Source organism: Xanthobacter sp. AM11, assembly GCF_047444035.1.
In the GTDB taxonomy this organism is placed as follows: domain Bacteria; phylum Pseudomonadota; class Alphaproteobacteria; order Rhizobiales; family Xanthobacteraceae; genus Xanthobacter.
The window spans coordinates 188,248-211,158 of record NZ_JBLAOA010000001.1; the positions used below are offsets into that span (position 1 = coordinate 188,248).

Genomic DNA, 22,911 nt, shown 5'->3' on the forward strand with positions numbered 1-22,911 from the left:
GGCTTGGCCGTCGCCGCTTGCTTGGTTTCGTCCCGTCTGGCGCGGGATTGACAAAAGGGGTGGCCGGCACCGAACGCGCGCCGGCGGCACCGCATCAGCGGTCCGCTGCGTGGGGCGGGCGCGTTTGAGGGCAGGCGCCGGCGCATGCCGTGCAGCGGCGGGAACGGGTCCGGCGACGGACACCGCGCGGGGCGGGCGTGGGCGGGCGCACGGGCGCCGCCGGTCACGGCGCAACCGCTCGCCGCGGGGCCGGAGCGCGGGCGTGTGGATGGGATCTTGTGCGCGGCGTGCGGCATCGTCGGCGGAGCCCGGCTTCAACGGGGCATCACCCTACCAACGTCCCCGGCACCCCGACATTTCACCTTCGGGCAATACGCCCCGGCCCCGGCGGGGGCCAGCGGCCTTGCCCTGCGGCCCGGCCTCGGCTGCGGCTCCGGGGCCTACCAGTCGAACGGGCAGCCCTTGCAGCCTTCCATGAAGGCGTCCTGGAAGATGGCGAACTTGATCTTCGCGCCGGTCATGTCGGCAAAGGACAAATTGGCCTCGTAGAGCTTGGCCTCCTGAAGGGCCGCATTGACGAGGCGCGCGCGCACCAGCTGCACGCGCTGCGCCCGCACCGCCTCCAGATTGGCGGCGGTGAGGTCCGCCCCGCTCATGTCGGCGCCGGCGATGCGGGCGAACTCCAGGTCCGCGCCCCGCAGGCTCGCGCCGGAAAGATCGGCCCCCTGCAGGAACGCCATCTGAAGCCGTGCGCCGTCGAGGTTGGCGCCCTTCAGCCTGGCGCCGCGCAGATTGGCGTAGCGCAGGTCGATGCGCGCCATGTTGGCGCCGGTCAGGTCTGCATTGGAAAGGTCCACGCCCTTCAGTTCCGCATGGCGCAGATCGGCGCCCGGGCACGCCGCATTGGGCGCGATGCGGCAGCTGCCGATGGCGAGAGGCTCCGCGGCATCGTCCCCCTCCCCGTCGCCGGCCACCGCGGGTGCCAGCATCAGAAGCAGCGAAACGACGAGGGCAATGCCCGTCCTGGGAAGGGTGGCCATGGCGGAACGGGTCCTGGAGCGGGGATGAGGGGCGGCCGGATCGTCCAGGGGACAGGTCCGGCCGCGATGGGGGATCAGGGACGGCGGGGCAGGCCCGCCGCCGGCCTCAGCGCAGCTCGAACACCCAATAGGACCCGCCCTGGGTCACCTGCCGGGTCAGCTCGGCCATGTCGCCGCCCCACAGGGGCACGGCGCCGCCATAGCCCGAGGCGATGCCCACATATTGCTTGCCGTCCATCTCCCAGGTGATGGGCGAGCCGACGATGCCCGAGCCGGTCTGGAACTTCCATAGCTCCTTGCCGGTCTTGGCGTCGAACGCCTTGAAGTAACCGTCGCTGGTGCCGGTGAACACCAGATTGCCGGCCGTGGTGAGCGTGCCCGCCCACAGGGGGAAGGTTTCCTTGTGCTCCCAGGCGACCTTGCCGGTCTTCGGGTCCATCGCGCGCAGAATGCCCACGTGGTCATTGTACATGCGCTTGATGCGGAAGCCCTGGCCGAGATAGGCGGCACCCTCCTTGTAGGTGACGTTCTCGGTCCAGTAATCCTCCTTCCAGTGGTTGGCCGGAATGTAGAACAGGCCGGTGTCCGGGCTGTAGGCCATGGGATTCCAGTTCTTGCCGCCGAGGAAGGGCGGCGAGACCTCGACTGCGGCGCCCTTGCTCTCGCCCTCCTTGGGCAGCGGCGGGCGCTGGCCGTCCACCTCGATGGGCCGGCCGGTCTTCAGGTCGATGCCCTTGGCCCAGGTGATGCCGTCCACGAACGGATAGGCGGCGATCACCGCATTGGGCTTGTTGATTGCGCCGTCGGCGGTGGCGAGCTTGGTGCGGTCGGTGACGTAGAAGAAGCCGTTGCGGTCCGCATGGGCGCCGGCCTTCACGGTCTTGCCGGAGGCATCCTTGTATTCGAACAGGATGATCTCGTTATTGCCCGAGAAGTCCCAGGCGTCGTTGGGGGTGTGCTGGTAGAAGCCCTTCAGCTCGCCCGTCGCAGGGTCCACATAGGCCTGCCCGGAGGTGAACAGGCTGTCGCCGGGCCACCTTTTCCAGCCGTTCCACGGGGCGGGGTTGCCGGCGCCGATGACGATGGTGTTGGTCTCGGTGTCGAAGGCTGCGCTCTGCCATGGGGCGCCGCCGCCGTGGTGCCACGCCTCCACCAGCTCGCCCTTGGCGTCCCGCGGCCAGGACGGGGCCTTGGGATCGCCGGTGATGGTGGACTCCTTCCCGTCGAGCCGCCCCTTGTGGCCTTCCACCAGCGGGCGCATCCACACCTCTTCGCCGGTTTCCGGGTCCCGCGCGAACAACAGGCCCACCACGCCGAACTCGTCGCCCGACGAGCCGTGGATGAGCAGCACCCGGCCGGACTTCTGGTCCTTCACCAGGGTGGGCGCGCCGGTCATGGTGTAGCCGGCCTTGTGGTCGCCGAACTTCTTCTTCCAGACGACCTTGCCGGTATCCTTGTTCAGCGCCACCACGGAGGCGTCGAGGGTGCCGAAATAGACCTTGTCGCCATAGATGGCGGCGCCGCGGTTGATCACGTCGCAGCACGGGCGGATGTCGTCGGGCAGGCGATGGGAGTAGGCCCACAGGCGCTTTCCGGTCCGCGCGTCGATGGCGAAGATGCGGGAATAGGAGGCGGTGACGTAGAGCACCCCGTCGTGAAGCAGCGCCTGGGTCTCCTGGCCGCGCTGGCGCTCGTCGCCGAACGAGAACGACCAGGACGGCACGAGCCGCGACACGTTATCGGCCGTGATCTTGTCGAGCTTGCTGTGGCGCTGGGCCTTGGGGCCGAGGCCGTACATCAGCACGTCGCCGGGGGTCTCGGCGTCGTTCACGATGTCGTTCCAGGTCACGTCCTTGGCGAGCGCGCCGGCCGTGAAAGCAACGGCCAGAGCGCCGGCGCTCACCACCGTCAGCGCCGCACGGCGCAGTAGGTTCAGCATGTTCCGCATCCTCCCTCTTATGGTTCGGCCAATGCCGCTCTTGTCGGAGCAAGATGCCGGAACGCTATCGCTTCAAATATAAGATTGTCATGAGAACAGAGTGATAAGGAGATGATAAAATACTGAGAGAACACAAATTGTTGCGCTGCTAATTTTGATGAAATCCATATTTCAAGCCATATTTTATGTTATCGACAGGCGCAACGCCAGAATTCTCCATCGACGTCTTTCCCCAAAGGGCAATGGCAAGAAGCGCGAACGCGCCAGACAGTGGCCCCGGCTCGCTCGAACGGGTGGAGGCGCCACGTCCGCCCGTTCCGCAGCGCAATAAATAACAGGGGGAGAGAGAGATGAACGCCAACTGGGCTCAAGCAGTTCTGGCCGGATTGGTAGCCGTCGGCACGCTGAACACCGTCGCGCATGCAGGTTCCGTCACCCAGCCCGGCGAGACGGTCGGCCTTGCCGTGGGTGCGCCGTTGCCGGAAGGCTTCTATTTCGTCAACACCGCGGACTGGGGCTGCCGCAACACCGATCCCGACACCTGCCTAGGGGTGAGCATTCCGGTGCTCGCCTGGTCCACCCCCTGGCATCTTGCCGGTGCCCGGCTGCAGTTTCTTGCCGCAGCACCGGTGGCCGAGGTGGGGATTACCGACACGACCTATCTCTACGGCTTCTACAACCCGTTCTTCGCCGCCCAGCTGGCCTGGGACCTCGGCGGCGGCCTCGGCTTCAGCTATCTCATCGGCGCCTATGCCGGGGTCGATACGGATGTGGGGTTCGACAGCAGCTCCCTGAACCAGCGCTTCGCCGTGAGCTATACCGGCGACGGCTGGAATCTCACCGCCAACGTCATCTGGGGCATCCAGGCCGACGGTGCCACCAAGACCGTCAATCCCGACTTCCTGAACATTGACCTCACGGCAACCAAGAAGTTCGGCAAGTGGGAGATTGGCCCGGTCGCCTATTATTCCACCGATCTCAACACCCCCGTCTACGGATACCGCAAGCAGAGCCAGTTCGCCCTGGGCGGGCTTGTGGGCTACGACTTCGGCCCGGTGATCCTGCAGGCCTACCTGACCTCCGACGTCTATGAGGAAAACTACGGCGGCTACGACACCCGCCTGTGGGGCCGCATCATCGTGCCGCTCGGCAATCCCTTCGCCGCCCCGACGCCGGCCGGCCTCGTCACCAAATAGGCGCCCCCGCCTGCCTCGCCCGGATGCCCGTGCATCCGGGTCCTTTTCGTGACGGGACGGCCCCTTCCCCTGCCGGCCCAAGGGGGCGCTGCGGCCCGTGATGTGATGTGGTTGTGACGGCTGGCGCGAAGGGTTACCTTTAAAAAAAACGTCAATCTCAGGGATGGAAAGGGAGGGAACGCCATTGCTGCGTTTATCCGCCCATGCAAACGCCACTGCCGGCAACGGCATTGTCACCGTCGCGCAAGCGGAGGCGGACATAGACGGCTTCGCGGCCATGGTGCGGGCGGCGGCGGCGGAGCGCGAATTCTCCGCCATGCTGGTGTTCTTCTCGTCGTCGCTGGACGCGGCATCCCTCGCTGCGACGCTGAAGCGCGAGGTCGATATTCCCATGCAGGCGGGGTGCTCCACCGCGGGCGAGATCGGCCCCTTCGGCATGAGCGACGGCGGCGTCGTGGCGCTGTTGTTCCCGGCCGAGAAGTTCCGCTGCCTGGCCGGCCTCGTCACCCAGATCTCACGGCACGGCTTCGAGCGCGGTATCGCCTGCGCCCAGATGCTCAAGGAGCGCTGCGCCGCGCTCATCGGCAGCGAGATGGCGCATTCCGCCTTCGCCGTCACCCTCATCGACGGCCTGTCCAACTGCGAGGAGGTGATGGTCTCCGCCTTCCAGGTGGAGCTGAGGGACATTCCCCAGGTGGGCGGATCGGCTGGCGACGGGCTGGCCTTCCGGGAAACCTGGATCATCCACGATGGCGCGGCCTACACCGATGCGGCGCTGCTCTGCCTCTTCCACTCGGCGCTGCCCTTCAGGATCTTCAAGTCCGATCATTATGAGCCGACGGACGTGCGCCTCGTCGTCACCGAATGCGATCAGGAACGGCGCGTCGTCACCGAGATCAACGGCGCCCCGGCGGGCGAGGAATATGCGCAGGTCACCGGGCTGGACGCCGGCACCCTTTCGCCCATGAGCTTTGCCTCGCATCCGCTGATGGTGAAGATTGGCGGCGACTATTTCTGCCGCTCCATCCGGCGGGTGGAGCGGCAGGGCCTGTCCTTCTTCTGCGCCATCGACAACGGCGTCGTCCTCACCCTGGCGCGCCGGCGCGACATTGCCGAAAGCATCGACAGCGCCCTCGGCCGCCTGGAGGCCGAGATGGGCGGGATCGACGTGGTGCTGGGCTTTGATTGCGTCCTGCGGCGGGTGGAAGCCGAGGATCGCCAGCTCTCCCACCGCGTGGCGGAGCTTTACCGCCATTACCATGTGGTGGGCTTCAGCACCTATGGCGAACAATACAAGGCCATGCACATCAACCAGACCTTCACCGGCATCGCCTTCGGGCGCGCGGCGGCCGGGCAGCACGCGTGGCCGACCCCATGACCGACATCATCCTGGGCAGTTGCGGAAGCCTCGACGGCCGTTCTTCGCGCGTGGAGGATCCCGAGCGGGTGAAGCGCCTGGAGAAGGTGAACGCCGCGCTCATCGACCGCGCCGAGCGCATGATGGACGGGCAGGCCAACGCCTATTCCCTGTTCCAGGCGGCCATCGTGCTTCAGGAACAGGTGCATCAGCGCACCGAGGAACTGCTCGCCGCCAAGCGCTGGCTGGAGAAGAGCAACCGGGAAATGCTGGAGGCGAAGGAAGCTGCGGAAATTGCGAACCGTTCCAAGAGCAAGTTCCTCACCGCCGCCGGTCACGACCTGCTGCAGCCGCTGAACGCCGCGCGGCTGCTGCTTTCGGCCTTGTCCGAAGTCTCCCTCTCCGCCGACGGCCAGCATCTCGTGGGGCAGGTGGACCGGGCCCTGGCCAGCATCGAGGACCTGATCAAGAGCGTGCTCGACATCTCCAAGCTCGATGCCGGGGTGATGGTGGCCAACCAGGGCGCCGTGCGGGCGCGCGATCTTCTGGCCAGCGTTGCCGGCGAATTTGCGCCCATGGCGTCCCAGAAGGGGCTGCGCATCTGCGTGCGCGCGCCCGATGTAACCTTGTGCAGCGACCCCGTGCTGCTCAAGCGCATCATTTCGAACCTCGTTTCCAATGCCGTGCGCTACACGCCGGAGGGCGGCGTCCTTTTGGGCGCGCGGCGGCGCGGGCAGCACGTGCGGATCGATGTGGTGGACACGGGCATCGGCATTCCGCCATCCTGCCACGAGAGCATCTTCGAGGAATTCCAGCGCGGCCCGGCCGCGGGACTGGATGGCCCCTGCGGCAACGGCCTGGGCCTCGGCCTCGCCATCGTGCGCCGCATGAGCGACACGCTCGGGCACCGGCTTTCCTTCCGTTCGGTGGAGGGCCGCGGCTCGGTCTTCTCCCTGGAGGTGCCGGTGATCGACGACGCCAGCGTGCTGCCGCGGCCCGAGCGGCTTCTCGTGTCGCGCGCCTATGGCATCGCCGACGCCCGGCTGCTGCTGGTGGAGAATGACCGCCTGGTGGTGGACGCCATGCAGGCGCTGGTGGCCCGCTGGCAATGCACCCTGCGCTTCGCCCACGACGTGCCTTCCGCCTTGACGCTTCTGGACCAGGACGGTTTCATCCCCGACCTGATCGTGGCCGACTATCATCTCGACCACGGGCTCTGCGGCCCCGAGGTGGTGGAGCGCGTGCGGGCCATGGCGGGCCGGGCGATTCCGGCCATCATCACCACTGCGGACTATTCCCCCCATGTGGAGGCCGAGGTGGCGGGGCAGGGCCTGGCCCTGCTGAAGAAGCCCCTGAAGCCCGCGGAGCTGCGCGCGCTGATCGCGCATCACCTTCCCTAGAGCACGCGCCGATCAGCTTGCATCGCATGCTGATCGGACAACGCGTTCTCTTTCCTTAAGTTAGAGCGCCGTGCGCCCATAGCGGACCCGGGCGGCAAGCCCGCCGGCAAGGCGTTCTTATGCCGCGGTGCCCCGCGCGTGGGCGTTCTCGGTGAGCGATTCGAAGTCGATCTTGGCGGTTTCGATGACCACCTGCGTGCGGCTGTAGACGCCGAGCTTGCGCAGGATTTCCGAGACATGGGCCTTCACCGTGCGCTCGCACACGTCGAGCTCATAGGCGATCTGCTTGTTGAGGCGACCCTGGCGCAGCATCTGCAGCACCCGCAGCTGCTGTGGCGTCAGCGCCGCGAGGCGGGTGAGCACGTCGTTCTGCTCCGTCCCCTCCAGGCCGGAGGAGCCGGGCCCCAGAAGGGCTTCGGGAATATGGATCGCCCCGCTCATCACGGCGGTGATGGCCCCGGCGATGACCTCCCGGGATGCGGATTTGGGAATATAGCCCGCGATGCCATAGAAGAGGGCGCGCTGCACGATGCGCGCATCGTCGAGGCAGGAGACGATGACGATGGGCAGTTCGGGGAAACGGGAGCGCAGCTCCAGCAGCCCTTCGAACCCCTCGGTTCCCGGCATCGAAAGGTCGAGCAGAACAAGGTCGAAGGCGCGCTCGGGCTGCTGGATCTGGACCACCGCCGCGGCAAGGGTGGTGGCTTCCTCGATCTGTGAGGACGGGCAGGCAAGCCGGACCGCGCGGTGGAGCGCCTCGCGGAACAAGGGATGATCATCGACGATCAGAAACCGGTTCATCGCGCTTGCACCATGGCAGGCGTGCCGTCCGCTCAGGGATCGAGCACCGGGCACGCTATCGGATCCGACATTCGGGGGCACCGTTCCCGCCGGAATGCCCCCACCCGAGAGAACGCCCCGATCAGCTTGCGTCGCAAGGTGATCGGACAACGCGTTCTCTATCCTTAAGTGAGAGGGCGATTGACCGAGCAAATGGATTCAATTTGCTCGGATCGCGCTCTAAGGGTCGCCGCCATACGAAGGGTAGCGGCAAAGCGGCCCCGCCGCCAGCCCCGCGGGACCGGATAGGCGGCGCCCCGTCAGTTCGGACGGGTCTCAAGGTAGGAGCGGATGGCCCACATGGCTTCCTGGTTCAGGATGTTTTCGAACGGCGGCATCTTCACGCTGCCGTCCTGGCTGTAGCCATGGCGGATGCGCTGCAGGAACCACTGGTCGCCGTCCGTGCCAGTTTCGAGATAGCGCAGATCCGGGGCGATGCCACCGGACACGGCTTCGAGGCCATGGCACCGGGCGCAATTCTGATTGTAGCCGGAGGCGCCGATCTGCTGTGCCAGCTCATATTGCTTGCCCCCTTTCAGCCGATAGGGGTTCTCCTCAAGCCAGACGGTTCCCACCGGATCGAGACCGGCGGTGTCCACCGGCTGCGGCGCGGCATCCCCATGGCCGTGCACGGCCGTCATCGGTCCCACGGCGGCAGACAGGAGCGTGATCAAGACAAGGGCGCGGCGAGCCCACATTTCAGTCCTCCCAGCAGATCGTTCTTGTTGCGGCGCTTTGCTGCGGCCGCTTTCCGACGACATGCTAGCGATGGACGAATGGGTGCCAATTGCCCCTTGGTACATCACCATCGCGCAGGGCACGGCCCAGCGATCCACCGGCCGGGTGAATGGCGAACCGCCGGCCTGGACGCAGGGCCATTCCGCGGGGAGGCGGCACGGGAAGCGGCGTCAGCGGCAGCGCCAAGACGCGAAGGGAAGCGTCAGGAACGGCGCCCCAGGTCGGGACCCGCCCCGCCCCCTCCACGCCGACACGCAAGGATGCCGCAATGACCATCTCCAGGCAGCGGCGCACAGCCGATGGCGGGCCGGCCCATGCGCCGCCGGGGGCCGGCGCCGAGGCACGCCTCCCCGCGCCCCGCACATATGAAAAGGGGCCCCGCAGGGCCCCCGTCACCACACGATCCACACAGGCGGGCCGGAAGCCCGCTCAGTGCGCAATGTGCGACCAGATCTTCTTCTTGGTGAAATAAAGGAGGCCCGACAGGACGATGAGGAAGATCATCACCTGGAAGCCGATGCGCTTGCGGTCCTCAAGGTGCGGCTCGGCGAGCCACATGAGGAAGGCCGACACGTCCTCCGAATATTGCTCCACGGTCTGCGGCGTACCGTCCGTGTAGTCCACCTGCCCGTCGCTGATCGGCTTCGGCATGGCAATCTGGTTGCCCGGGAAATAGGTGTTGTAGTGCAGGCCCGGCTGCACATCCACGCCTGCCGGCGGGTCCACATAACCGGTGAGCAGCGCGTGGATATAGTCCACGCCATGCTCCTGGTACTGGATAAAGGCGTCCGTGATGAAGCCGGGGAAGCCCACGTGGTAGGAGCGGGCCTTGGCGATCACCGACAGGTCCGGCGGCAGCGCGCCGCCGTTGGACGCGCGGGCGGCATTGTCGTTGGGGAAGGGCGCCGGCCAGTGGTCGGAAAGGCGGCCCGGGCGCTGGAACATGTCGCCGGCGTCATTCGGGCCATCGGTGATCTGGTATTCGCTCGCCACCTGCTTGGCCTGGGCCTCCGTGAAGGACGGGCCGCCCGGCTGGGCGAGGTTGCGGAAATAAAAGTAATTCGCGGAGTGGCAGGCGCTGCACACCTCCTTGAACACCTTGAAGCCGCGCTGGAGCTGGGCCTGATCATAGAGGCCGAACGGCCCGGCGAAGGACCAGGACATGCGGTGCGGGCGGGCATCGTGACCGCCGCCCTCGGCGGCGGTGGCCGGAGCCCCGGTGCCCGCCGCGAGGAGCAGCGCCGCCGCGACGGCACCGAAGAGACTGCTACGAATGGTCATTGCTGTTCTCTCCGCGCCCGGCTCACTTGGTCTCGGGGGCAGCCGCCCCGGCGACCACAACCGCACCGCCCTTGCCCTTGGCGAGAACGGCATCCGCAATGGACGCCGGCTGGGGCTTCGGGCGCTCGAACAGGCCGAGGAGCGGCAGGATGATGAGGAAGTGAATGAAATAGTAGGCGGTGAAGATCCGCGACACGATCAGCGCCAGGCCTTCCGCCGGCTGGGACCCGAGATAGCCGAGGCCGATGGCCACCACCGTGAACACCCAGAAGAACTGGCGGTACAGGGGCCGGTACTTGGCCGAGCGCACCTTGGACGTATCCAGCCAGGGCAGGAAGGCCAGCACCACGATGGCGGCGAACATGGCGAGCACGCCGCCGAGCTTGTCGGGGATGGCGCGCAGGATCGCGTAGAACGGCAGGAAGTACCATTCGGGCACGATATGCGCCGGGGTCGAGAGCGGGTTGGCCGGGATGTAATTGTCCGAGTGGCCGAGATAGTTCGGGGTGTAGAAGATGAACCAGGAGAAGAAGATCAGGAACACCACCATGGCGAACACATCCTTGATGGTCGCGTAGGGGGTGAAGGGGACCGTGTCCTTGGCGACGCTCTTCACCTCGATCCCGTCGGGATTGTTCTGGCCCACATGGTGCAGCGCCCAGATGTGCAGCACCACGACGCCGGCAATCATGAAGGGAAGCAGGTAATGCAGGGAGAAGAAGCGGTTCAGCGTGGGGTCACCCACCGAATAGCCGCCCCACAGCCACTGCACGATGGTCTCGCCGATCCAGGGGATGGCCGAGAACAGATTGGTGATGACGGTGGCGCCCCAGAACGACATCTGGCCCCACGGCAGCACATAGCCCATGAAGGCGGTGGCCATCATGAGGACATAAATGATCACGCCCAGGATCCACAGCACTTCGCGGGGCGCCTTGTAGGAGCCGTAATAAAGGCCGCGGAAGATGTGGATGTAGACTGCGATGAAGAACATCGACGCGCCGTTGGCGTGAATATAGCGGATGAGCCAGCCATAGTTCACGTCGCGCATGATGTGCTCGACACGGGCGAAGGACACCGGCGCATAGGCCACGTAATGCATGGCGAGCACGACGCCGGACACGATCTGACAGACCAGCATGAAGGTCAGGATCGCACCGAAGGTCCACATGTAGTTGAGATTCTTCGGCACCGGATAGGCGATTGCCGAAGAATGAATCAGCCCAACGATCGGCAGGCGGCTTTCGAACCACTGCGCGACCTTCCCCTTGGGCTGGTAGGTGGAATGTCCTTCCATGGGTCCAACCTTTTTTGAAAGCGGCGACGAAGCGCGCGTCAGCCGATCACGATCTTGGTGTCGGATGTGAATGCATAGGGCGGGAGCAGAAGATTAAGTGGCGCAGGCCCCTGGCGGATACGGCCGGAGGTGTCATAGGCCGAGCCGTGGCACGGGCAGAACCAGCCGTGATAGGCGCCCTGGTGACCCAGCGGCACGCAGCCGAGATGGGTGCAGATGCCGATCACCACCAGCCACTGGTCCTTGCCGGCCTTCACGCGGTCCTGGTCGAGCTGCGGATCCGGCAGGGCCGAAAGCGGCACAGCGCGTGCCTCCTCGATCTCCTTCGCGGTGCGGTGGGAGATGAAGATGGGCTTGCCGCGCCACTGCACCGTGACGATCTGGCCCTCGGCGATGGGGGAGAGATCCACCTCGGTGGTGGAAAGCGCCAGCACCGATGCATCAGGCTGCAGCTGGGAAACGAACGGCCAGACCATTGCCGCCGCACCGACCGCGCCCACGGCGCCGGTCGCGATGAAGAGGAAGTCCCGACGCGTCGTCGTGTCCGACGTCTCCGTATGTGCCACGGCGCAGTTCCCCGATCCTGTTTTCGTCTCGCCCGTGTGCCTTGCACCCGTCCCGGTGCCGGGCGCACGCGCGGTCATGATGTCCACGCGCAGACGCGGGCCACCACCTTCGAGCGCCTCTAATTGCACCCTCTCATCATCTTGTCCAGATCGTGGCCGTGCGGCACGCGGTCCTGCCATAATGTCCTATTGCCGGCGCACGCTCCGCCCGGCACGTGCGGACCGGCGCGCCGCGGTGCCGCGCCTTCCTTGATCCGGGCTTGGCAAGCATGATCCTCGCGCTCTATTGCCCCGACATCGCGCAGAATGCGGGTACCTGCCTGCGAACCGGGGCCTGCCTGGGCGCCGAGGTCCACATCATCGAGCCTGCGGGCTTCCCCGTGGGGGCGGCCGGCTTCCGCCGCGCCGGGATGGATTATATCGACGCGATCGCCTGGCAGCGCCACGCTTCGTTTGCCGCTTTCGACGCCATGCGGCGCGCGCAGGGGCGCCGGCTGGTGCTGTTCACCACCACGGGGGCGGTGCCGCTCACCGCCTTCCGCTTCCGTCCCGGCGATGCGCTGCTGTTCGGCCGGGAATCGGCCGGGGTGCCGCCGCAGGTGCATGACGCGGTGGATGCGCGGGTGAAGATTCCCATGCGCCCGGGATTGCGCTCGCTGAATGTGGCGGTGGCCGCCGGCATCGCCTTGGCCGAGGCGCTGCGCCAGACCGACGGCTTTGGCGGCGCCTGAGGCCGGCGGCTTCCGTCGCCGGGCGGCAGGGAGTAGAAGCCGCGGGTGCACTTGCGGAGCCGCCCATGCCCACCACCTCCCCAGCCCCCGCGCCTTCCGGCGCCGATGCGACGCCGGCCCGGCGCACGGCCGCTCAGGCCTGGTTCGCAGAGCTGCAGGGCCGAATTCTGGCGGCTTTCGAAGCACTTGAGGACGAGGCCGCACCGCAGCTCTACCCCGGCGCGCCCGGCCGTTTCACGCGCACGCCCTGGAACCGCACCGACCATACCGGCGCGCCCGGCGGGGGTGGGACCATGGCGCTCATGCGGGGGCGGCTGTTCGAGAAGGTGGGGGTGCATATTTCCACCGTCCATGGGGAGTTTGCGCCGGAGTTCCGCGGGCAGATCCCCGGGGCGGCGGAAGACCCGCGCTTCTGGGCGGCCGGAATCTCGCTGATCGCCCACATGACCAACCCCCATGTGCCTGCCGTGCATATGAATACGCGCTTCGTGATGACCACCAAGGCGTGGTTCGGCGGCGGGGCGGACCTTACTCCGCTACTGTCAAGCAGGCGCACGCAGGAGGATACAGATACCATCGCATTCCATCGGGCCATGGAGGCGGCCTGCACCGCCCATCCGGTGGCCGATTACGGGCGCTACAAGTCCTGGTGCGACGAATACTTCTTCCTGAAGCATCGCAACGAGATGCGCGGCGTGGGCGGAATATTCTACGACTACCTGGACAGCGCGGCCGCCGGACGGGGCACCTTTGAGGACGACTTCGCCTTTACGCGGGATGTCGGGCTCGCCTTCCTCGATATCTATCCAAAGATCGTGCGCGCCAACATGGCCAAACCCTGGAGCGAAGCCGAGCGGGAGGAGCAGTTGGTCAGGCGCGGCCGCTATGTGGAATTCAACCTGCTCTATGATCGCGGCACCATTTTCGGCCTGAAGACGGGGGGAAATGTGGAATCCATCCTCTCCTCCATGCCACCCGTGGTGAAATGGCCCTGATCTTCCCCCGTTCTGGGGATGCGCCTTTCGCCTGCGGGGATAGGCTGGTGGCGTCGCAGCATCGGGGCCAGCCATGCCGCCGGAGATCGAGCCCGCAAGCATTCCACAGCCGTTCCGCATCCTGAGCGAGCAGCCGCCCGCCGGCAGGAAGAGCTTTTTCTCGCGACTCAAGGATATCGGCCTCATCGGCATTGCGGGAACCATATTCGCCGCCGCCGTAGGCACGGCATTTCAGTATGCACGATGGTACGTTGAAGAAAAACTGGAGCGGAACGCCGATGACTTCACGGAAGCCACCAGGACATTCGATTCCATGAACGTGGAACTTGCCAAGGCCCAGACCTTGCAAGAAGTGATCTATTTCACCTACGCCGACGCCATGGAACCCCACCCGCCGCAGAAGCTGAAATACCTGCGCGAGCGCGCCGCCGCCACTTTCCCTGCCTATGAAGCACAACGCATGATGCTGCGCCAGAAGATGGATGCCCTCGTCTTCGATGCCCAGCGTCATCTGGACTGGGCTTCTGCGCCACAGTACCGCGACATGAGCGCTTCTACCGGTGCCGCGAAAGATCCACTGAGCTATGGCAAGTTGAAGCAAGCAAAGTTCGATTGCACCGGCGAAGCCAGCATGCCCCATTTCCCGGATGAGAAGACCCTTGATGTCGTCAGCTTCAAGGGGTTCGATATCGACTGGCGCAGCATCAAGCACCACCTCATCGTGTTCAATTATTGCTTCCGGCAGGTCCATGATGCCATCGAGCCGGCCCGGGTGTGGGCGGCCGGCGCGCCGGATGTGAGCCAGGCCCCGCTTCCCGCGCCCCCGCCGGCGGCCACGCGCCAGCAGCTGGACAACAATGTGCAGCGCCTGAACGGAATCTCCATGCTGGGGATGATCCAGGTGGAGCGGGTGCGCGGCCTCAACACCCCGCCAGACCTTTTTTATTTCCTTCGGTGGAAACCGTGACCGGATCGTCATGAAGCCCGACTAAGCGTTTCCCCTGCGGCTCCGGCCGCGCCTTCAGCGGGGAGACACAGCCATGGCGTTCGCGCCCGGAGAGATCGTGCAGCTCAAGTCCGGCAGTCCGGCCCTCACTATCGTCGCCGTCGCCGGCGAGGATGTGTCGGTGATCTGGTATGCCGACGAGGTCAGCGAGTTCCGCACCCAGACCATCCCCGCCATCGCCCTCGAAACCCTTGATATCGCCGAATTCGACGAAGACGAGGACGAGGATGAAGACGAGGACGAGGCGGACGACGACGAGGACTGACCCCGGCCGTCCTTCACTCCCCTGATACCTTCGGTCAGGCCCCGCCGGGCAGCCCTGCCGCCGCGCGCAGCAGGGTATTGATGGTATCAGGTTCCGCGGGAAAATCAGCCGCCACCCAGGCCTCCTCCGCCCGCCCCAAGGCGACGCCGAGGGCCCGGCCGGGAGCGAGGCCCAGGGCCATGAGGTCGGCGGCGCCGAAGGGCGGTCGCGGCGGTGTCCAGCTGTGGCACAGGGCCACCACCGGCTCCATGCCGCTGCGCCCCCGGGCCGCGGCAAGCAGGGCGCGATCCGCCGCCGCCGCGCCGGCCCGGTAGATGAAGGCCCGCGCCGCCTGCGCATCGGGCAGGGGCGGCACCGGTCCGCACAAGGCCATCAGCCGGCGGGTTTCCGCATTGGACAGGCGCAGCCGGTCGCGCAGCCGCTCCACATCGTCCACCACCCGCAACGCCAGCGCCGCCAGCCGGCGCACCGGGTCCGGCGCAACGGCCAGGCGTTGCTCCAGCGCCGCCAGGCGGATGAAGGCCGGCACATCGCCAATGCCGGCCAGCAGCATCTGCAGCAGCCCCGCGTCGCCCATGGTGGCCAGAGTCGGCCCGGCGCCGGCGGCCACCAGCAGCTTCATCATCTCCGCCCGCACCCGTTCCCGCGACAGGCTGAGCAGCCCGGTGCGCAGGCCGATGGCGGCGGTGAGGGCGGCGGCGTCCACCGGCCCGTGGCCGTAAGCGGCATGGAAGCGGAACAGGCGCAGGATGCGCAGGTAGTCCTCGCGGATGCGCGCCTGCGCATCGCCGATGAAGCGCACCCGGCGGGCGGCAAGGTCGGCAAGGCCGCCCACCAGGTCCAGCACCGTCCCGTCGGGCAGGGCATAAAGCGCGTTCAGGGTGAAATCGCGCCGCTCCGCATCATGCAGCCAGGAGCGGCCGAATCGCACCACGGCGCGGCGCCCGTCGGTCTGCATGTCCTCCCGCAGGGTGGTCACCTCGAAGGCGTGGTGGTCCACCACCACCGTCATGGTGCCGTGGTCGATGCCGGTGGGCACCGCCTTCAGGCCGGCGCGCAGCGCCCGCGCGCGCACCACCTCGGGCAGGGCGGTGGTGGCGATGTCCACATCGGCCACCGGCAGGCCCAGCAGGGCATTGCGCACGGCGCCGCCCACCACCCGGGCCTCCTCCCCCTCCGCATTCAGAAGGCCGAGCAGCACCAGAAGGCCGGGCGTCGTCCAGAAGGCCGCGCCCGCGAGGTCGTGGCGCCCGGCCGCGCCGGCCGGTCCGCTCATTCGAAATGCCCGGGCACGAACACGCCGTCGCGCACCTGCGCCGGCACATAGCGGCTGCCGGGCGGGGCCTGGCGGCCATGCTCGAACACGAAGAGGCCCAGCACCACCAGGAGGATCGCCACCGTCGAGACCGCCACGAGGGCGCCCAGCGACCAGTGCTCCGGCACCAGCGAGCCCTTGGTGGCCAGCAGCAGCGCGCCATAGAGGAGGAAGGGGGTGAGGAACAGGACAAGTTCGATGAGAAGGCTGCGCACCATCAGGCATAGATCCGTTCATAGAGGTTGCGCAGCATGCCCGCCGTCGCGCCCCAGATGTTCCGCCCTTCATAGGGCATGGCGTAGAAATGGCGCAGCGTGCCCTTCCATTCGCGCGACTGGCGCTCGTGATTGCGCGGCGTCATGAGGAAAGAGAGCGGCACCTCGAACGCCTCCGCCACCTCGGCGGGATTGAGGGTGAGATCGTAGGCGGGGTCCACCAGCCCCACCACCGGCACGATCCAGAAGCCGGTGCCGGAAAGATAGCCGTCGAGATAGCCCAGATGGCGCACGAATCGCCGGTCGAGCCCCACTTCCTCCTGCGCCTCGCGCAGCGCCGCGGCGCGCTCGTCCGCATCGCCGGGGTCCACCCGCCCGCCGGGAAAGGCGATCTGCCCCGCATGCTGGGACAGATGGGGCGAGCGCAGGGTGAGCAGGATGGAGGGCTGCGGCCGCGCCACCACCGGCACCAGCACGGCGGCGTGCCGCGGCACGGCGGCGGGGGCGAGATTCTGGCGGTCCGGCTGCAGCGCGTGGTCGCCATTGAGGCCGGCGAAGGCCGCCTCGGAATAGAAGGGCGGCGGCGCGGGCAGAAGGCGCGCCCCGGCCCGCTGCAGGAAGTCCGCCAGCGTCAGGTCCGCCGGCGGCCCCTCCCCCTCGGAAGCATGAGCGGGGCCGGGCGCATCGTCATCCTCGGGCGGCGGCCCGTCGGCGGCCCCGCCGGACGATGCATCCGGCCCGAATGCCGCATCATGCCTGTGCGCCTCGGGGGGCTGGTCCTGCGGCATCGAATCATCCGCGGTCGAATCATCAGGGGGCAGGCGGGTCATGGGCACAGGTCCAGATCCAGGTCGGCGGCCGGCATCACGGGAAAGAAGCTACCGCCGGAAGCAACTCCGAACATGGGCTGTCCCGCCACGTCCCGCACCTCCCCTTCGGCCATGAGGTCGAGATGCAGGGCCCGCGTCAGCCGCGCCTCCAGCCCCCGCCGCACGTGGAGATAGGGCACCCATTCCCCCGGACCGGCCCCGGCAGCAAAGCGCAGGTCGTGCCCCGGCCCGCAGCGCACCACGTCATCCATATTGGTGCGGAACACCAGGGTGCGGCCGTCCGCCGCATCTTCCACCGCCATGTCCACGGCCAGGAAGGGCACGTCGTCCACCCGGATGCCCACCTTTTCCACCGGCGTCTTCAGCACGTAGCGGGTCCCCTCCCGCGCCAGCACCGAGGCGAACAGGCGCGCCAGCGCCGGCCGCGCCACCGGCGTGCCCATGTAGTGCCAGGTGCCGTCGGCGGCGATGCGGATGTCCAGGTCGCCGCAATCGGGCGGGTTCCACGCCTCCACCGGGGCCGGCCCGCGCCCGCCGGCGGCCTGCGCCGCCGCCATCAGCGCCTCCAGGCGCCCGGGCGCGGCGGCCGGAGGGGCGGAGGGCGGGGCGGAGGGCGGAGGGGCGGGGACCACATGGGCGCCTTTCCGCAGACCCGGCATGTCATTCTCCTTGCGTGCAGCGAAGGCCCCGTGGCGCGCCCTCGCGATGACGTGAGCGCGGCGCTCCGGCGCCGGGCCGGCGCGGGGTTCGACCTGCGCCGATCTTAGCGTAAGCTCTCCGTTCGGCTGGCGCGAGGCTTGCAACGCTGCGGCCGGGGGGCCGGGTTGCGCGGCCGGGGCGTTTTGTTGCCGCTTTTGGCGGCAAGCCTGTCCGGGGCGCGCGTGTGATGTGCCAGTGTTGCGTGCCGGGCGAAACGGGCCCGGCTCAAGGAGAAGCGCAGATGTCCGCTGCCGGCGAGACCTTCGACCTCGACCAGATGATCATCCGCAATGCGGAGACGGCGGCGGCGCATGTGAAGGCGGCCCGCGGCGCCATCGCTTCCGTCATCTTCGGCCAGGAGGCGGTGATCGAGCGCGCGCTCATCACCATCCTGTCGGGCGGCCACGCCCTGCTGGTGGGCGTGCCCGGCCTCGCCAAGACCAAGCTGGTGGAAACCATGGGCACGGTGCTGGGGCTCGATGCCCGCCGCGTCCAGTTCACCCCCGACCTCATGCCCTCCGACATCCTCGGCTCCGAGGTGCTGGAGGAGAGCGCCGGCGGGCGCCGCGCCTTCCGCTTCATCAAGGGCCCCATCTTCGCCCAGTTGCTGATGGCGGACGAGATCAACCGCGCCTCGCCGCGCACCCAGTCGGCGCTGCTGCAGGCCATGCAAGAATATCACGTCACCGTGGCCGGCGAGCGGCACGACCTGCCCAAGCCGTTCCACGTGCTCGCCACCCAGAACCCGCTGGAGCAGGAGGGCACCTACCCCCTGCCCGAGGCCCAGCTCGACCGCTTCCTGATGGAGATCGACGTGGATTACCCGGACCGCGACGCGGAGCGGAAGATCCTGTTCGAGACCACCTCGGCGGAAGAGCAGAAGGCCCGCGCCGCCATGAGCGTGGACGAGCTGGTGGCCGCCCAGCGCCTGGTGCGCCGCCTGCCGGTGGGCGAATCGGTGGTGGAAGCCATCCTCACTTTGGTGCGTTCGGCCCGTCCCGGCGCCGAAGGCCCCGAGCAGCGCTACATCGCCTGGGGTCCCGGCCCGCGCGCCAGCCAGGCGCTGATGCTGGCGGTGCGCGCCCGCGCGCTGCTGGACGGGCGCTATGCCCCCTCGGTGGACGACGTGGTGGCGCTCGCCGAGCCGGTGCTCAAGCACCGCATGGCGCTCACCTTCGCCGCCCGCGCCGAGGGCGAGAACGTGCCGCACATCATCCGCCGCCTCACCGAGCGGCTCGGGTGAGCGCCGGACGCGACACGCGCGCCACGGCGGGCGACGCGCATCACGCCGTGGAAACCGCCGCCCTCGCCGCGGCCGGCCTTGCCGCCGCCATGCCGCGCCTGGTGCTGGAGGCCCGCCGCATCGCCATGAGCGTGCAGCACGGCCTGCACGGCCGCCGGCGCTCGGGGGCGGGCGAGAATTTCTGGCAGTACCGCCGCTTCGTGGACGGCGAGCCGGCCCAGCGCGTGGACTGGCGCCGCTCCGCCCGCGACGATCATCTTTATGTGCGCGAGCGCGAATGGGAGGCGGCCCACACGGTGTGGGTCTGGCCCGACCTCTCCCGCTCCATGGACTATGCCTCCCGCGGGCAGGCGCCCAAGCGCGAGCGCGCCCTCGTCATCGCCTTCGCTTTGGCCGAGCTGCTGGTGAAGGGCGGCGAGCGGGTGGGCATTCCCGAACTCATGCGCCCGTCCGCCAACCGCCGCATCGTCGAGCGCATGGCCGAAGCGGTGGTGCTGGCGCCGTCCCTGCCGGCCAGCCTGCCCCCCGCCTTCGCCCCCTCGCCCTTCGCCGAAGTGGTGCTGCTGGGCGATTTCTGGAGCCCGGCCGGCGAGGTGGCGGCGCGCCTGCACGCGCTGGCCGCCTCCGGCGCCCATGGCCATGTGGTGCAGATCGTCGATCCGGCGGAGGAGACCTTCCCCTTCTCCGGCCGCATCGAGTTCCAGGAGCCCGAGGGCGGCGAGCGCCTCACCGTGGGCCGCGCCGAGAGCTGGCGCACCGATTACGAGCTGAAGCTGGTGGAGCACCGCGCCCGCATCCGTGCCGCCGCCGGGCGGCTGGGCTGGAGCTTCGTCGTCCACCGCACCGACAAGCCGGCGAGCGAGCTGCTGCTCGCTTTGCATGCCCGCATGGGCGCGGGCGGCGCGCCGGCGCGCGCCTCCGGCGGGCATGCCTTCGTTTCCGGGGAGTTCACCTGATGCTCGGCCTCCCCCTCGCCTTTTCCGCCCCGCTGCTGCTCACCGCCTTCCTCGCCTTGCCGCTGCTGTGGTTCCTGCTGCGGGTGGTGCCGCCGAAGCCGCGGCCGGTGAGCTTCCCGCCCATGCGGCTGCTGCTCTCCATCACCCCCAAGGAGGAGAGCGCGGCGCGCACGCCGTGGTGGCTCACCCTGCTGCGGCTGCTGCTGGCGGCCCTCGTCATCCTCGCCGCCGCCGGGCCCATCTGGAACCCGCCCGCCGCCGGCCCCGCGGGCAGCGGCCCGCTGGTGCTGATGCTGGATCAGGGCTGGCCGGCGGCCCCCAGCTGGGAGGCCCGGCGCAGCGCCGTTGCCGCGCTGATCGACGAGGCGGAGACCGGCGGGCGCGGCGTCGCCCTCATTCCCACCGGCGACGTGCCGCGCGAGCCGACCCTGATGACCCCCGCCGCCGCCCGCGACCGCCTGCGCTCCCTGGAGCCGGTGCCCTACGCCCCGGCCCGCGGCGATGCCCTGGCCCTGGCCCGGCGGCTGCTGGCGGCCGAGCCGCAGGCCGGCGTCGTCTTCGTCAGCGACGCGGTGGACCTGGGCGCCGACCCCGATCTCGCCCGGGCCTTCGCCGATCTCGGCCCGCGCCTTCTGGTGGTCGGCGGCGGCACCCCCGCCCCCCTCGCCCTCGCCGGCGCCGAGAATGCCGCCGAAGCCCTCACCGTGAAGGTGCTGCGCCCCGAGGCCGGCGCCCCGCGCGCCGGGCAGGTGGTGGCCCGCGACATGCGCGGCCTCTCCCTGGGCGAGGCCGCCTTCACCCTGCCGGAAGGCGCCACCGAGACCGAGGCGCGCTTCGACATGCCGGTGGAGATCCGCAACGAGGCGGCACGGCTGGAAATCTCCGGCGAGCGCTCGGCCGGCGCGGTGCAGCTGCTGGACAAGAGGTGGCGCCGGCGCTCCGTGGGCATCGTCTCCGGCACCTCCACCGATACCGGCCAACCGCTGCTGGCGCCCACTTATTATCTCTCCCGGGCGCTGGGCCCGTTCGCCGACCTGCGGGTGGCGGAAACCGGCTCGGCCACGGAGAATATCAATCGCTTCCTGGAGCAGCGCCTGCCGGTGCTGGTGCTGACCGACGTGGGCACCATCCCGCCGGCCACCCGCACCCGCCTCGCCCGCTTCGTGGAGGATGGCGGCGTGCTGGTGCGCTTCGCCGGCCCGCGCCTCGCCAATGCGCAGGACGACCTGTTGCCGGTGAAGCTGCGCCGCGGCGGCCGCGTGCTCGGCGGCTCCCTGTCGTGGGAGACGCCCCAGCAGCTGGGCGCCCTCACCCCCGAAGGCCCGTTCCGCGATGTGCGCGCGCCCGGCGACGTGACGGTGAACCGGCAGGTGCTGGCCGAGCCCGACGGCACGCTCGGCGAACGCACCTGGGCGACCCTGGCGGACGGCACCCCCCTCGTCACCGGCGTGCGCCGGGGCAAGGGCGCGCTGGTGCTGTTCCATGTCACCGGCGACACCTCGTGGTCCAACCTGCCCCTCTCGGGCGCCTTCGTGGAGATGCTGCGCCGGGTGGTGGCCCTGTCCGACACCCCCGCCGCCGCCGAGGCCGCGCCCGCGGACACCACCCGCGCCGTTGGCCGGCCGGACGTGGCGGCCCTGCCGCCGGCCCGGGTGCTGGACGGCTTCGGCGCCTTCCATCCCCCCGGCCCCACCGCCCGCGCCCTGCCCGCCGATTATGCCGGCCGCGCCAGCGCCGACCACCCCCCGGGCTTCTACGGCCCGCCGGACGGGCTGTTGGCGGTGAATGCCCTCCTCCCCGCCGACCGGCCGAAGGCCCTCGACCTGGCCGGCCTCGGCGGCCGGGTGGAGCCGCTGCAGGAGAGCGCCCCGCGCGACCTGCGCGGCACGGTGCTGGCGGCGGCCATGGGGCTGCTGCTGCTGGATGCGCTGGCGGTGCTGCTGCTGGCCGGTGGCCTGTCGCGCCTGACGCGCCCGCCCGCCGCGCCCCGGGGCAAGGCGCGCGCCACGGACCGGGACACCCCCCGCGGCGCCGCGGCGGCGCTCATCGCCGCCCTCGCCCTCGGCACCCTGGCCGGGCTCGGCGCGCCGCCTGCCCCGGCCCGCGCCGACGACGCCTTCGCCCTCAAGGCCACCATCCAGACCCGCTTTGCCTATGTGATGACCGGCGATGGCGAGGTGGACGACATCTCCCGCGCCGGGCTCGACGGCCTCGCCACCTTCCTCGGCCAGCGCACGGCGCTGCAGGCGGGCGAGGCCATGGGGGTGGACATCGCCAAGGACGAACTGGCCTTCTTCCCCGTGCTCTACTGGCCCATCCTGCCCGACGCCCCGGTGCCCCCCGCCCCGGTGCTGGCCCGCATCGACGCTTATATGAAGCAGGGCGGCACGGTGATCTTCGACACCCGCGACGCCATCGAATCCCCCGGCGGGCCGGGCACGCCCCTGTCGCCGGCGGGGGCGAAGCTGAAGGAGATCCTCTCCCGCCTCGACATTCCCGAGCTGGAGCCGGTGCCGCGCGACCACGTGCTCACCAAGGCCTTCTATCTGCTGAAGGATTTTCCCGGCCGCTTCACCGGCGGCACCACCTGGGTGGAGGCGCTGCCGGCGGTCGCCGAGGATGCGGACCGCCCGGCGCGGGCCGGCGACGGCGTTTCGCCGGTGATCATCACCTCCAACGACCTCGCCGGGGCCTGGGCGGTGAGCCGCAATGGCGAGCCGCTGCTGCCCCTCACCCCCGGGGAGCCGCGCCAGCGCGAGATCGCCTTCCGCGCCGGCGCCAACATGGTGATGTATGTGCTGACCGGCAACTACAAGGCGGACCAGGTGCATGTGCCGGCCCTGCTGGAACGGCTCGGGCAATGACGGCGCGGCTCCAGGCGCCACCGCGCCCCCGCTCCGCCGCCGCGTTCGGCTGCCCCACGCCGGAGCTGGAGGCCCCCCGCTTCCGGCACGGGCGGGCTGGGAAGGGGACGGCGCCCCGGGGCGGCCGTGCGCCCTCCC

At 69.0% G+C, this 22,911-nt stretch carries 21 protein-coding genes; 10 read left to right on the forward strand and 11 right to left on the reverse strand.

The features are described from left to right. Positions 1–440 precede the first annotated feature (440 nt). Positions 441–1,040 carry a pentapeptide repeat-containing protein gene (locus ACI7BZ_RS00860; RefSeq protein WP_414115323.1) on the reverse strand — a complete coding sequence of 200 codons (600 nt, stop codon included), beginning with the start codon at positions 1,038–1,040 and terminating at the stop codon, positions 441–443. Between the two features lie 106 nt (positions 1,041–1,146). Next, the gene (locus tag ACI7BZ_RS00865; protein WP_414115324.1) at positions 1,147–2,979 is read right to left on the reverse strand and encodes a methanol/ethanol family PQQ-dependent dehydrogenase; all 1,833 of its coding nucleotides are present in this window, start codon (positions 2,977–2,979) and stop codon (positions 1,147–1,149) included. 350 nt (positions 2,980–3,329) lie between these two features. Between ACI7BZ_RS00865 and ACI7BZ_RS00870 the strand changes: the two genes are divergently transcribed. From ACI7BZ_RS00870 to ACI7BZ_RS00880, 3 genes are all read left to right on the forward strand, one after another. After that, on the forward strand, positions 3,330–4,175 hold the full coding sequence (locus tag ACI7BZ_RS00870; protein WP_414115325.1) for a transporter: 846 nt from the start codon (positions 3,330–3,332) through the stop codon (positions 4,173–4,175). A gap of 184 nt (positions 4,176–4,359) precedes the next feature. Then, positions 4,360–5,553: an FIST N-terminal domain-containing protein gene (locus ACI7BZ_RS00875; RefSeq protein ID WP_414115326.1), complete on the forward strand. Its 1,194-nt coding sequence runs from the start codon at positions 4,360–4,362 to the stop codon at positions 5,551–5,553. Then, on the forward strand, positions 5,550–6,932 hold the full coding sequence (locus ACI7BZ_RS00880; RefSeq protein WP_414115327.1) for an ATP-binding response regulator: 1,383 nt from the start codon (positions 5,550–5,552) through the stop codon (positions 6,930–6,932). The genes ACI7BZ_RS00875 and ACI7BZ_RS00880 overlap by 4 nt, the downstream gene beginning before the upstream one ends. Before the next feature lie 117 nt (positions 6,933–7,049). Here the strand turns inward: ACI7BZ_RS00880 and ACI7BZ_RS00885 are convergent, their stop codons facing one another. From ACI7BZ_RS00885 to petA, 5 genes are all read right to left on the reverse strand, one after another. Next, complete coding sequence (locus ACI7BZ_RS00885; RefSeq protein WP_414115328.1) at positions 7,050–7,733, reverse strand: response regulator transcription factor; 684 nt, start codon at positions 7,731–7,733, stop codon at positions 7,050–7,052. A 299-nt stretch (positions 7,734–8,032) separates the two neighbouring features. Beyond that, positions 8,033–8,470, reverse strand: a complete 438-nt coding sequence (pedF, locus tag ACI7BZ_RS00890; protein ID WP_414115329.1) for a cytochrome c-550 PedF — start codon at positions 8,468–8,470, stop codon at positions 8,033–8,035. Between the two features lie 469 nt (positions 8,471–8,939). Then, positions 8,940–9,791, reverse strand: coding sequence for a cytochrome c1 (locus ACI7BZ_RS00895; RefSeq protein ID WP_414115330.1), 852 nt, complete (start codon positions 9,789–9,791; stop codon positions 8,940–8,942). A 22-nt stretch (positions 9,792–9,813) separates the two neighbouring features. Then, positions 9,814–11,088, reverse strand: coding sequence for a cytochrome b (locus ACI7BZ_RS00900; protein ID WP_414115331.1), 1,275 nt, complete (start codon positions 11,086–11,088; stop codon positions 9,814–9,816). Between the two features lie 38 nt (positions 11,089–11,126). Then, on the reverse strand, positions 11,127–11,654 hold the full coding sequence (gene petA / locus ACI7BZ_RS00905) for a ubiquinol-cytochrome c reductase iron-sulfur subunit (RefSeq protein ID WP_414115332.1): 528 nt from the start codon (positions 11,652–11,654) through the stop codon (positions 11,127–11,129). 269 nt (positions 11,655–11,923) lie between these two features. Between petA and ACI7BZ_RS00910 the strand changes: the two genes are divergently transcribed. The 4 genes from ACI7BZ_RS00910 to ACI7BZ_RS00925 all read left to right on the forward strand — a co-directional run bounded on the left by ACI7BZ_RS00910 (position 11,924) and on the right by ACI7BZ_RS00925 (position 14,651). Continuing rightward, on the forward strand, positions 11,924–12,385 hold the full coding sequence (locus ACI7BZ_RS00910) for a tRNA (cytidine(34)-2'-O)-methyltransferase (protein WP_414119058.1): 462 nt from the start codon (positions 11,924–11,926) through the stop codon (positions 12,383–12,385). A gap of 65 nt (positions 12,386–12,450) precedes the next feature. Then, the gene (gene hemF / locus ACI7BZ_RS00915) at positions 12,451–13,380 is read left to right on the forward strand and encodes an oxygen-dependent coproporphyrinogen oxidase (RefSeq protein WP_414115333.1); all 930 of its coding nucleotides are present in this window, start codon (positions 12,451–12,453) and stop codon (positions 13,378–13,380) included. A gap of 73 nt (positions 13,381–13,453) precedes the next feature. Then, positions 13,454–14,347 (forward strand): hypothetical protein, encoded by an 894-nt coding sequence (locus tag ACI7BZ_RS00920; RefSeq protein WP_414115334.1) that lies wholly within the window; start codon positions 13,454–13,456, stop codon positions 14,345–14,347. A gap of 73 nt (positions 14,348–14,420) precedes the next feature. After that, positions 14,421–14,651, forward strand: coding sequence for a YodC family protein (locus ACI7BZ_RS00925; protein WP_414115335.1), 231 nt, complete (start codon positions 14,421–14,423; stop codon positions 14,649–14,651). Positions 14,652–14,685: 34 nt separating this feature from the next. Here ACI7BZ_RS00925 and ACI7BZ_RS00930 read toward each other — a convergent pair whose 3' ends face one another. Genes ACI7BZ_RS00930 through ACI7BZ_RS00945 form a run of 4 tightly spaced genes read right to left on the reverse strand, consistent with a single transcriptional unit; the run spans position 14,686 to position 17,670 of the window. After that, positions 14,686–15,927, reverse strand: a complete 1,242-nt coding sequence (locus tag ACI7BZ_RS00930; RefSeq protein ID WP_414115336.1) for a CCA tRNA nucleotidyltransferase — start codon at positions 15,925–15,927, stop codon at positions 14,686–14,688. Continuing rightward, a complete protein-coding gene (locus tag ACI7BZ_RS00935; RefSeq protein WP_414115337.1) occupies positions 15,924–16,184 on the reverse strand; it encodes a DUF6111 family protein in 261 nt (86 codons plus the stop codon). The genes ACI7BZ_RS00930 and ACI7BZ_RS00935 overlap by 4 nt, the downstream gene beginning before the upstream one ends. Next, positions 16,184–16,969 carry a CoA pyrophosphatase gene (locus ACI7BZ_RS00940; protein WP_414115338.1) on the reverse strand — a complete coding sequence of 262 codons (786 nt, stop codon included), beginning with the start codon at positions 16,967–16,969 and terminating at the stop codon, positions 16,184–16,186. The genes ACI7BZ_RS00935 and ACI7BZ_RS00940 overlap by 1 nt, the downstream gene beginning before the upstream one ends. Before the next feature lie 38 nt (positions 16,970–17,007). After that, positions 17,008–17,670 carry a DUF1285 domain-containing protein gene (locus ACI7BZ_RS00945; protein WP_510802831.1) on the reverse strand — a complete coding sequence of 221 codons (663 nt, stop codon included), beginning with the start codon at positions 17,668–17,670 and terminating at the stop codon, positions 17,008–17,010. A gap of 281 nt (positions 17,671–17,951) precedes the next feature. Between ACI7BZ_RS00945 and ACI7BZ_RS00950 the strand changes: the two genes are divergently transcribed. Genes ACI7BZ_RS00950 through ACI7BZ_RS00960 form a run of 3 tightly spaced genes read left to right on the forward strand, consistent with a single transcriptional unit; the run spans position 17,952 to position 22,773 of the window. Beyond that, positions 17,952–18,953: an AAA family ATPase gene (locus ACI7BZ_RS00950; protein ID WP_414115339.1), complete on the forward strand. Its 1,002-nt coding sequence runs from the start codon at positions 17,952–17,954 to the stop codon at positions 18,951–18,953. Continuing rightward, a complete protein-coding gene (locus ACI7BZ_RS00955) occupies positions 18,950–19,909 on the forward strand; it encodes a DUF58 domain-containing protein (protein ID WP_414115340.1) in 960 nt (319 codons plus the stop codon). The genes ACI7BZ_RS00950 and ACI7BZ_RS00955 overlap by 4 nt, the downstream gene beginning before the upstream one ends. Next, on the forward strand, positions 19,909–22,773 hold the full coding sequence (locus ACI7BZ_RS00960; RefSeq protein ID WP_414115341.1) for a DUF4159 domain-containing protein: 2,865 nt from the start codon (positions 19,909–19,911) through the stop codon (positions 22,771–22,773). Before ACI7BZ_RS00955 ends, ACI7BZ_RS00960 begins: the two co-directional genes overlap by 1 nt. The last annotated feature ends 138 nt before the right edge of the window (positions 22,774–22,911 follow it).

Excerpts from the sequence above, each read along its gene's own strand:
- ACI7BZ_RS00860 (WP_414115323.1), bottom strand. The coding sequence starts at position 1,040 with ATGGCCACCCTTCCCAGGACGGGCATTGCCCTCGTCGTTTCGCTGCTT.
- ACI7BZ_RS00865 (WP_414115324.1), bottom strand. The coding sequence starts at position 2,979 with ATGCTGAACCTACTGCGCCGTGCGGCGCTGACGGTGGTGAGCGCCGGC.
- ACI7BZ_RS00870 (WP_414115325.1), top strand. The coding sequence starts at position 3,330 with ATGAACGCCAACTGGGCTCAAGCAGTTCTGGCCGGATTGGTAGCCGTC.
- ACI7BZ_RS00880 (WP_414115327.1), top strand. The coding sequence starts at position 5,550 with ATGACCGACATCATCCTGGGCAGTTGCGGAAGCCTCGACGGCCGTTCT.
- ACI7BZ_RS00885 (WP_414115328.1), bottom strand. The coding sequence starts at position 7,733 with ATGAACCGGTTTCTGATCGTCGATGATCATCCCTTGTTCCGCGAGGCG.
- pedF (WP_414115329.1), bottom strand. The coding sequence starts at position 8,470 with ATGTGGGCTCGCCGCGCCCTTGTCTTGATCACGCTCCTGTCTGCCGCC.
- ACI7BZ_RS00895 (WP_414115330.1), bottom strand. The coding sequence starts at position 9,791 with ATGACCATTCGTAGCAGTCTCTTCGGTGCCGTCGCGGCGGCGCTGCTC.
- ACI7BZ_RS00900 (WP_414115331.1), bottom strand. The coding sequence starts at position 11,088 with ATGGAAGGACATTCCACCTACCAGCCCAAGGGGAAGGTCGCGCAGTGG.
- ACI7BZ_RS00910 (WP_414119058.1), top strand. The coding sequence starts at position 11,924 with ATGATCCTCGCGCTCTATTGCCCCGACATCGCGCAGAATGCGGGTACC.
- hemF (WP_414115333.1), top strand. The coding sequence starts at position 12,451 with ATGCCCACCACCTCCCCAGCCCCCGCGCCTTCCGGCGCCGATGCGACG.
- ACI7BZ_RS00920 (WP_414115334.1), top strand. The coding sequence starts at position 13,454 with ATGCCGCCGGAGATCGAGCCCGCAAGCATTCCACAGCCGTTCCGCATC.
- ACI7BZ_RS00925 (WP_414115335.1), top strand. The coding sequence starts at position 14,421 with ATGGCGTTCGCGCCCGGAGAGATCGTGCAGCTCAAGTCCGGCAGTCCG.
- ACI7BZ_RS00930 (WP_414115336.1), bottom strand. The coding sequence starts at position 15,927 with ATGAGCGGACCGGCCGGCGCGGCCGGGCGCCACGACCTCGCGGGCGCG.
- ACI7BZ_RS00935 (WP_414115337.1), bottom strand. The coding sequence starts at position 16,184 with ATGGTGCGCAGCCTTCTCATCGAACTTGTCCTGTTCCTCACCCCCTTC.
- ACI7BZ_RS00940 (WP_414115338.1), bottom strand. The coding sequence starts at position 16,969 with ATGCCGCAGGACCAGCCCCCCGAGGCGCACAGGCATGATGCGGCATTC.
- ACI7BZ_RS00945 (WP_510802831.1), bottom strand. The coding sequence starts at position 17,670 with ATGCCGGGTCTGCGGAAAGGCGCCCATGTGGTCCCCGCCCCTCCGCCC.
- ACI7BZ_RS00950 (WP_414115339.1), top strand. The coding sequence starts at position 17,952 with ATGTCCGCTGCCGGCGAGACCTTCGACCTCGACCAGATGATCATCCGC.
- ACI7BZ_RS00960 (WP_414115341.1), top strand. The coding sequence starts at position 19,909 with ATGCTCGGCCTCCCCCTCGCCTTTTCCGCCCCGCTGCTGCTCACCGCC.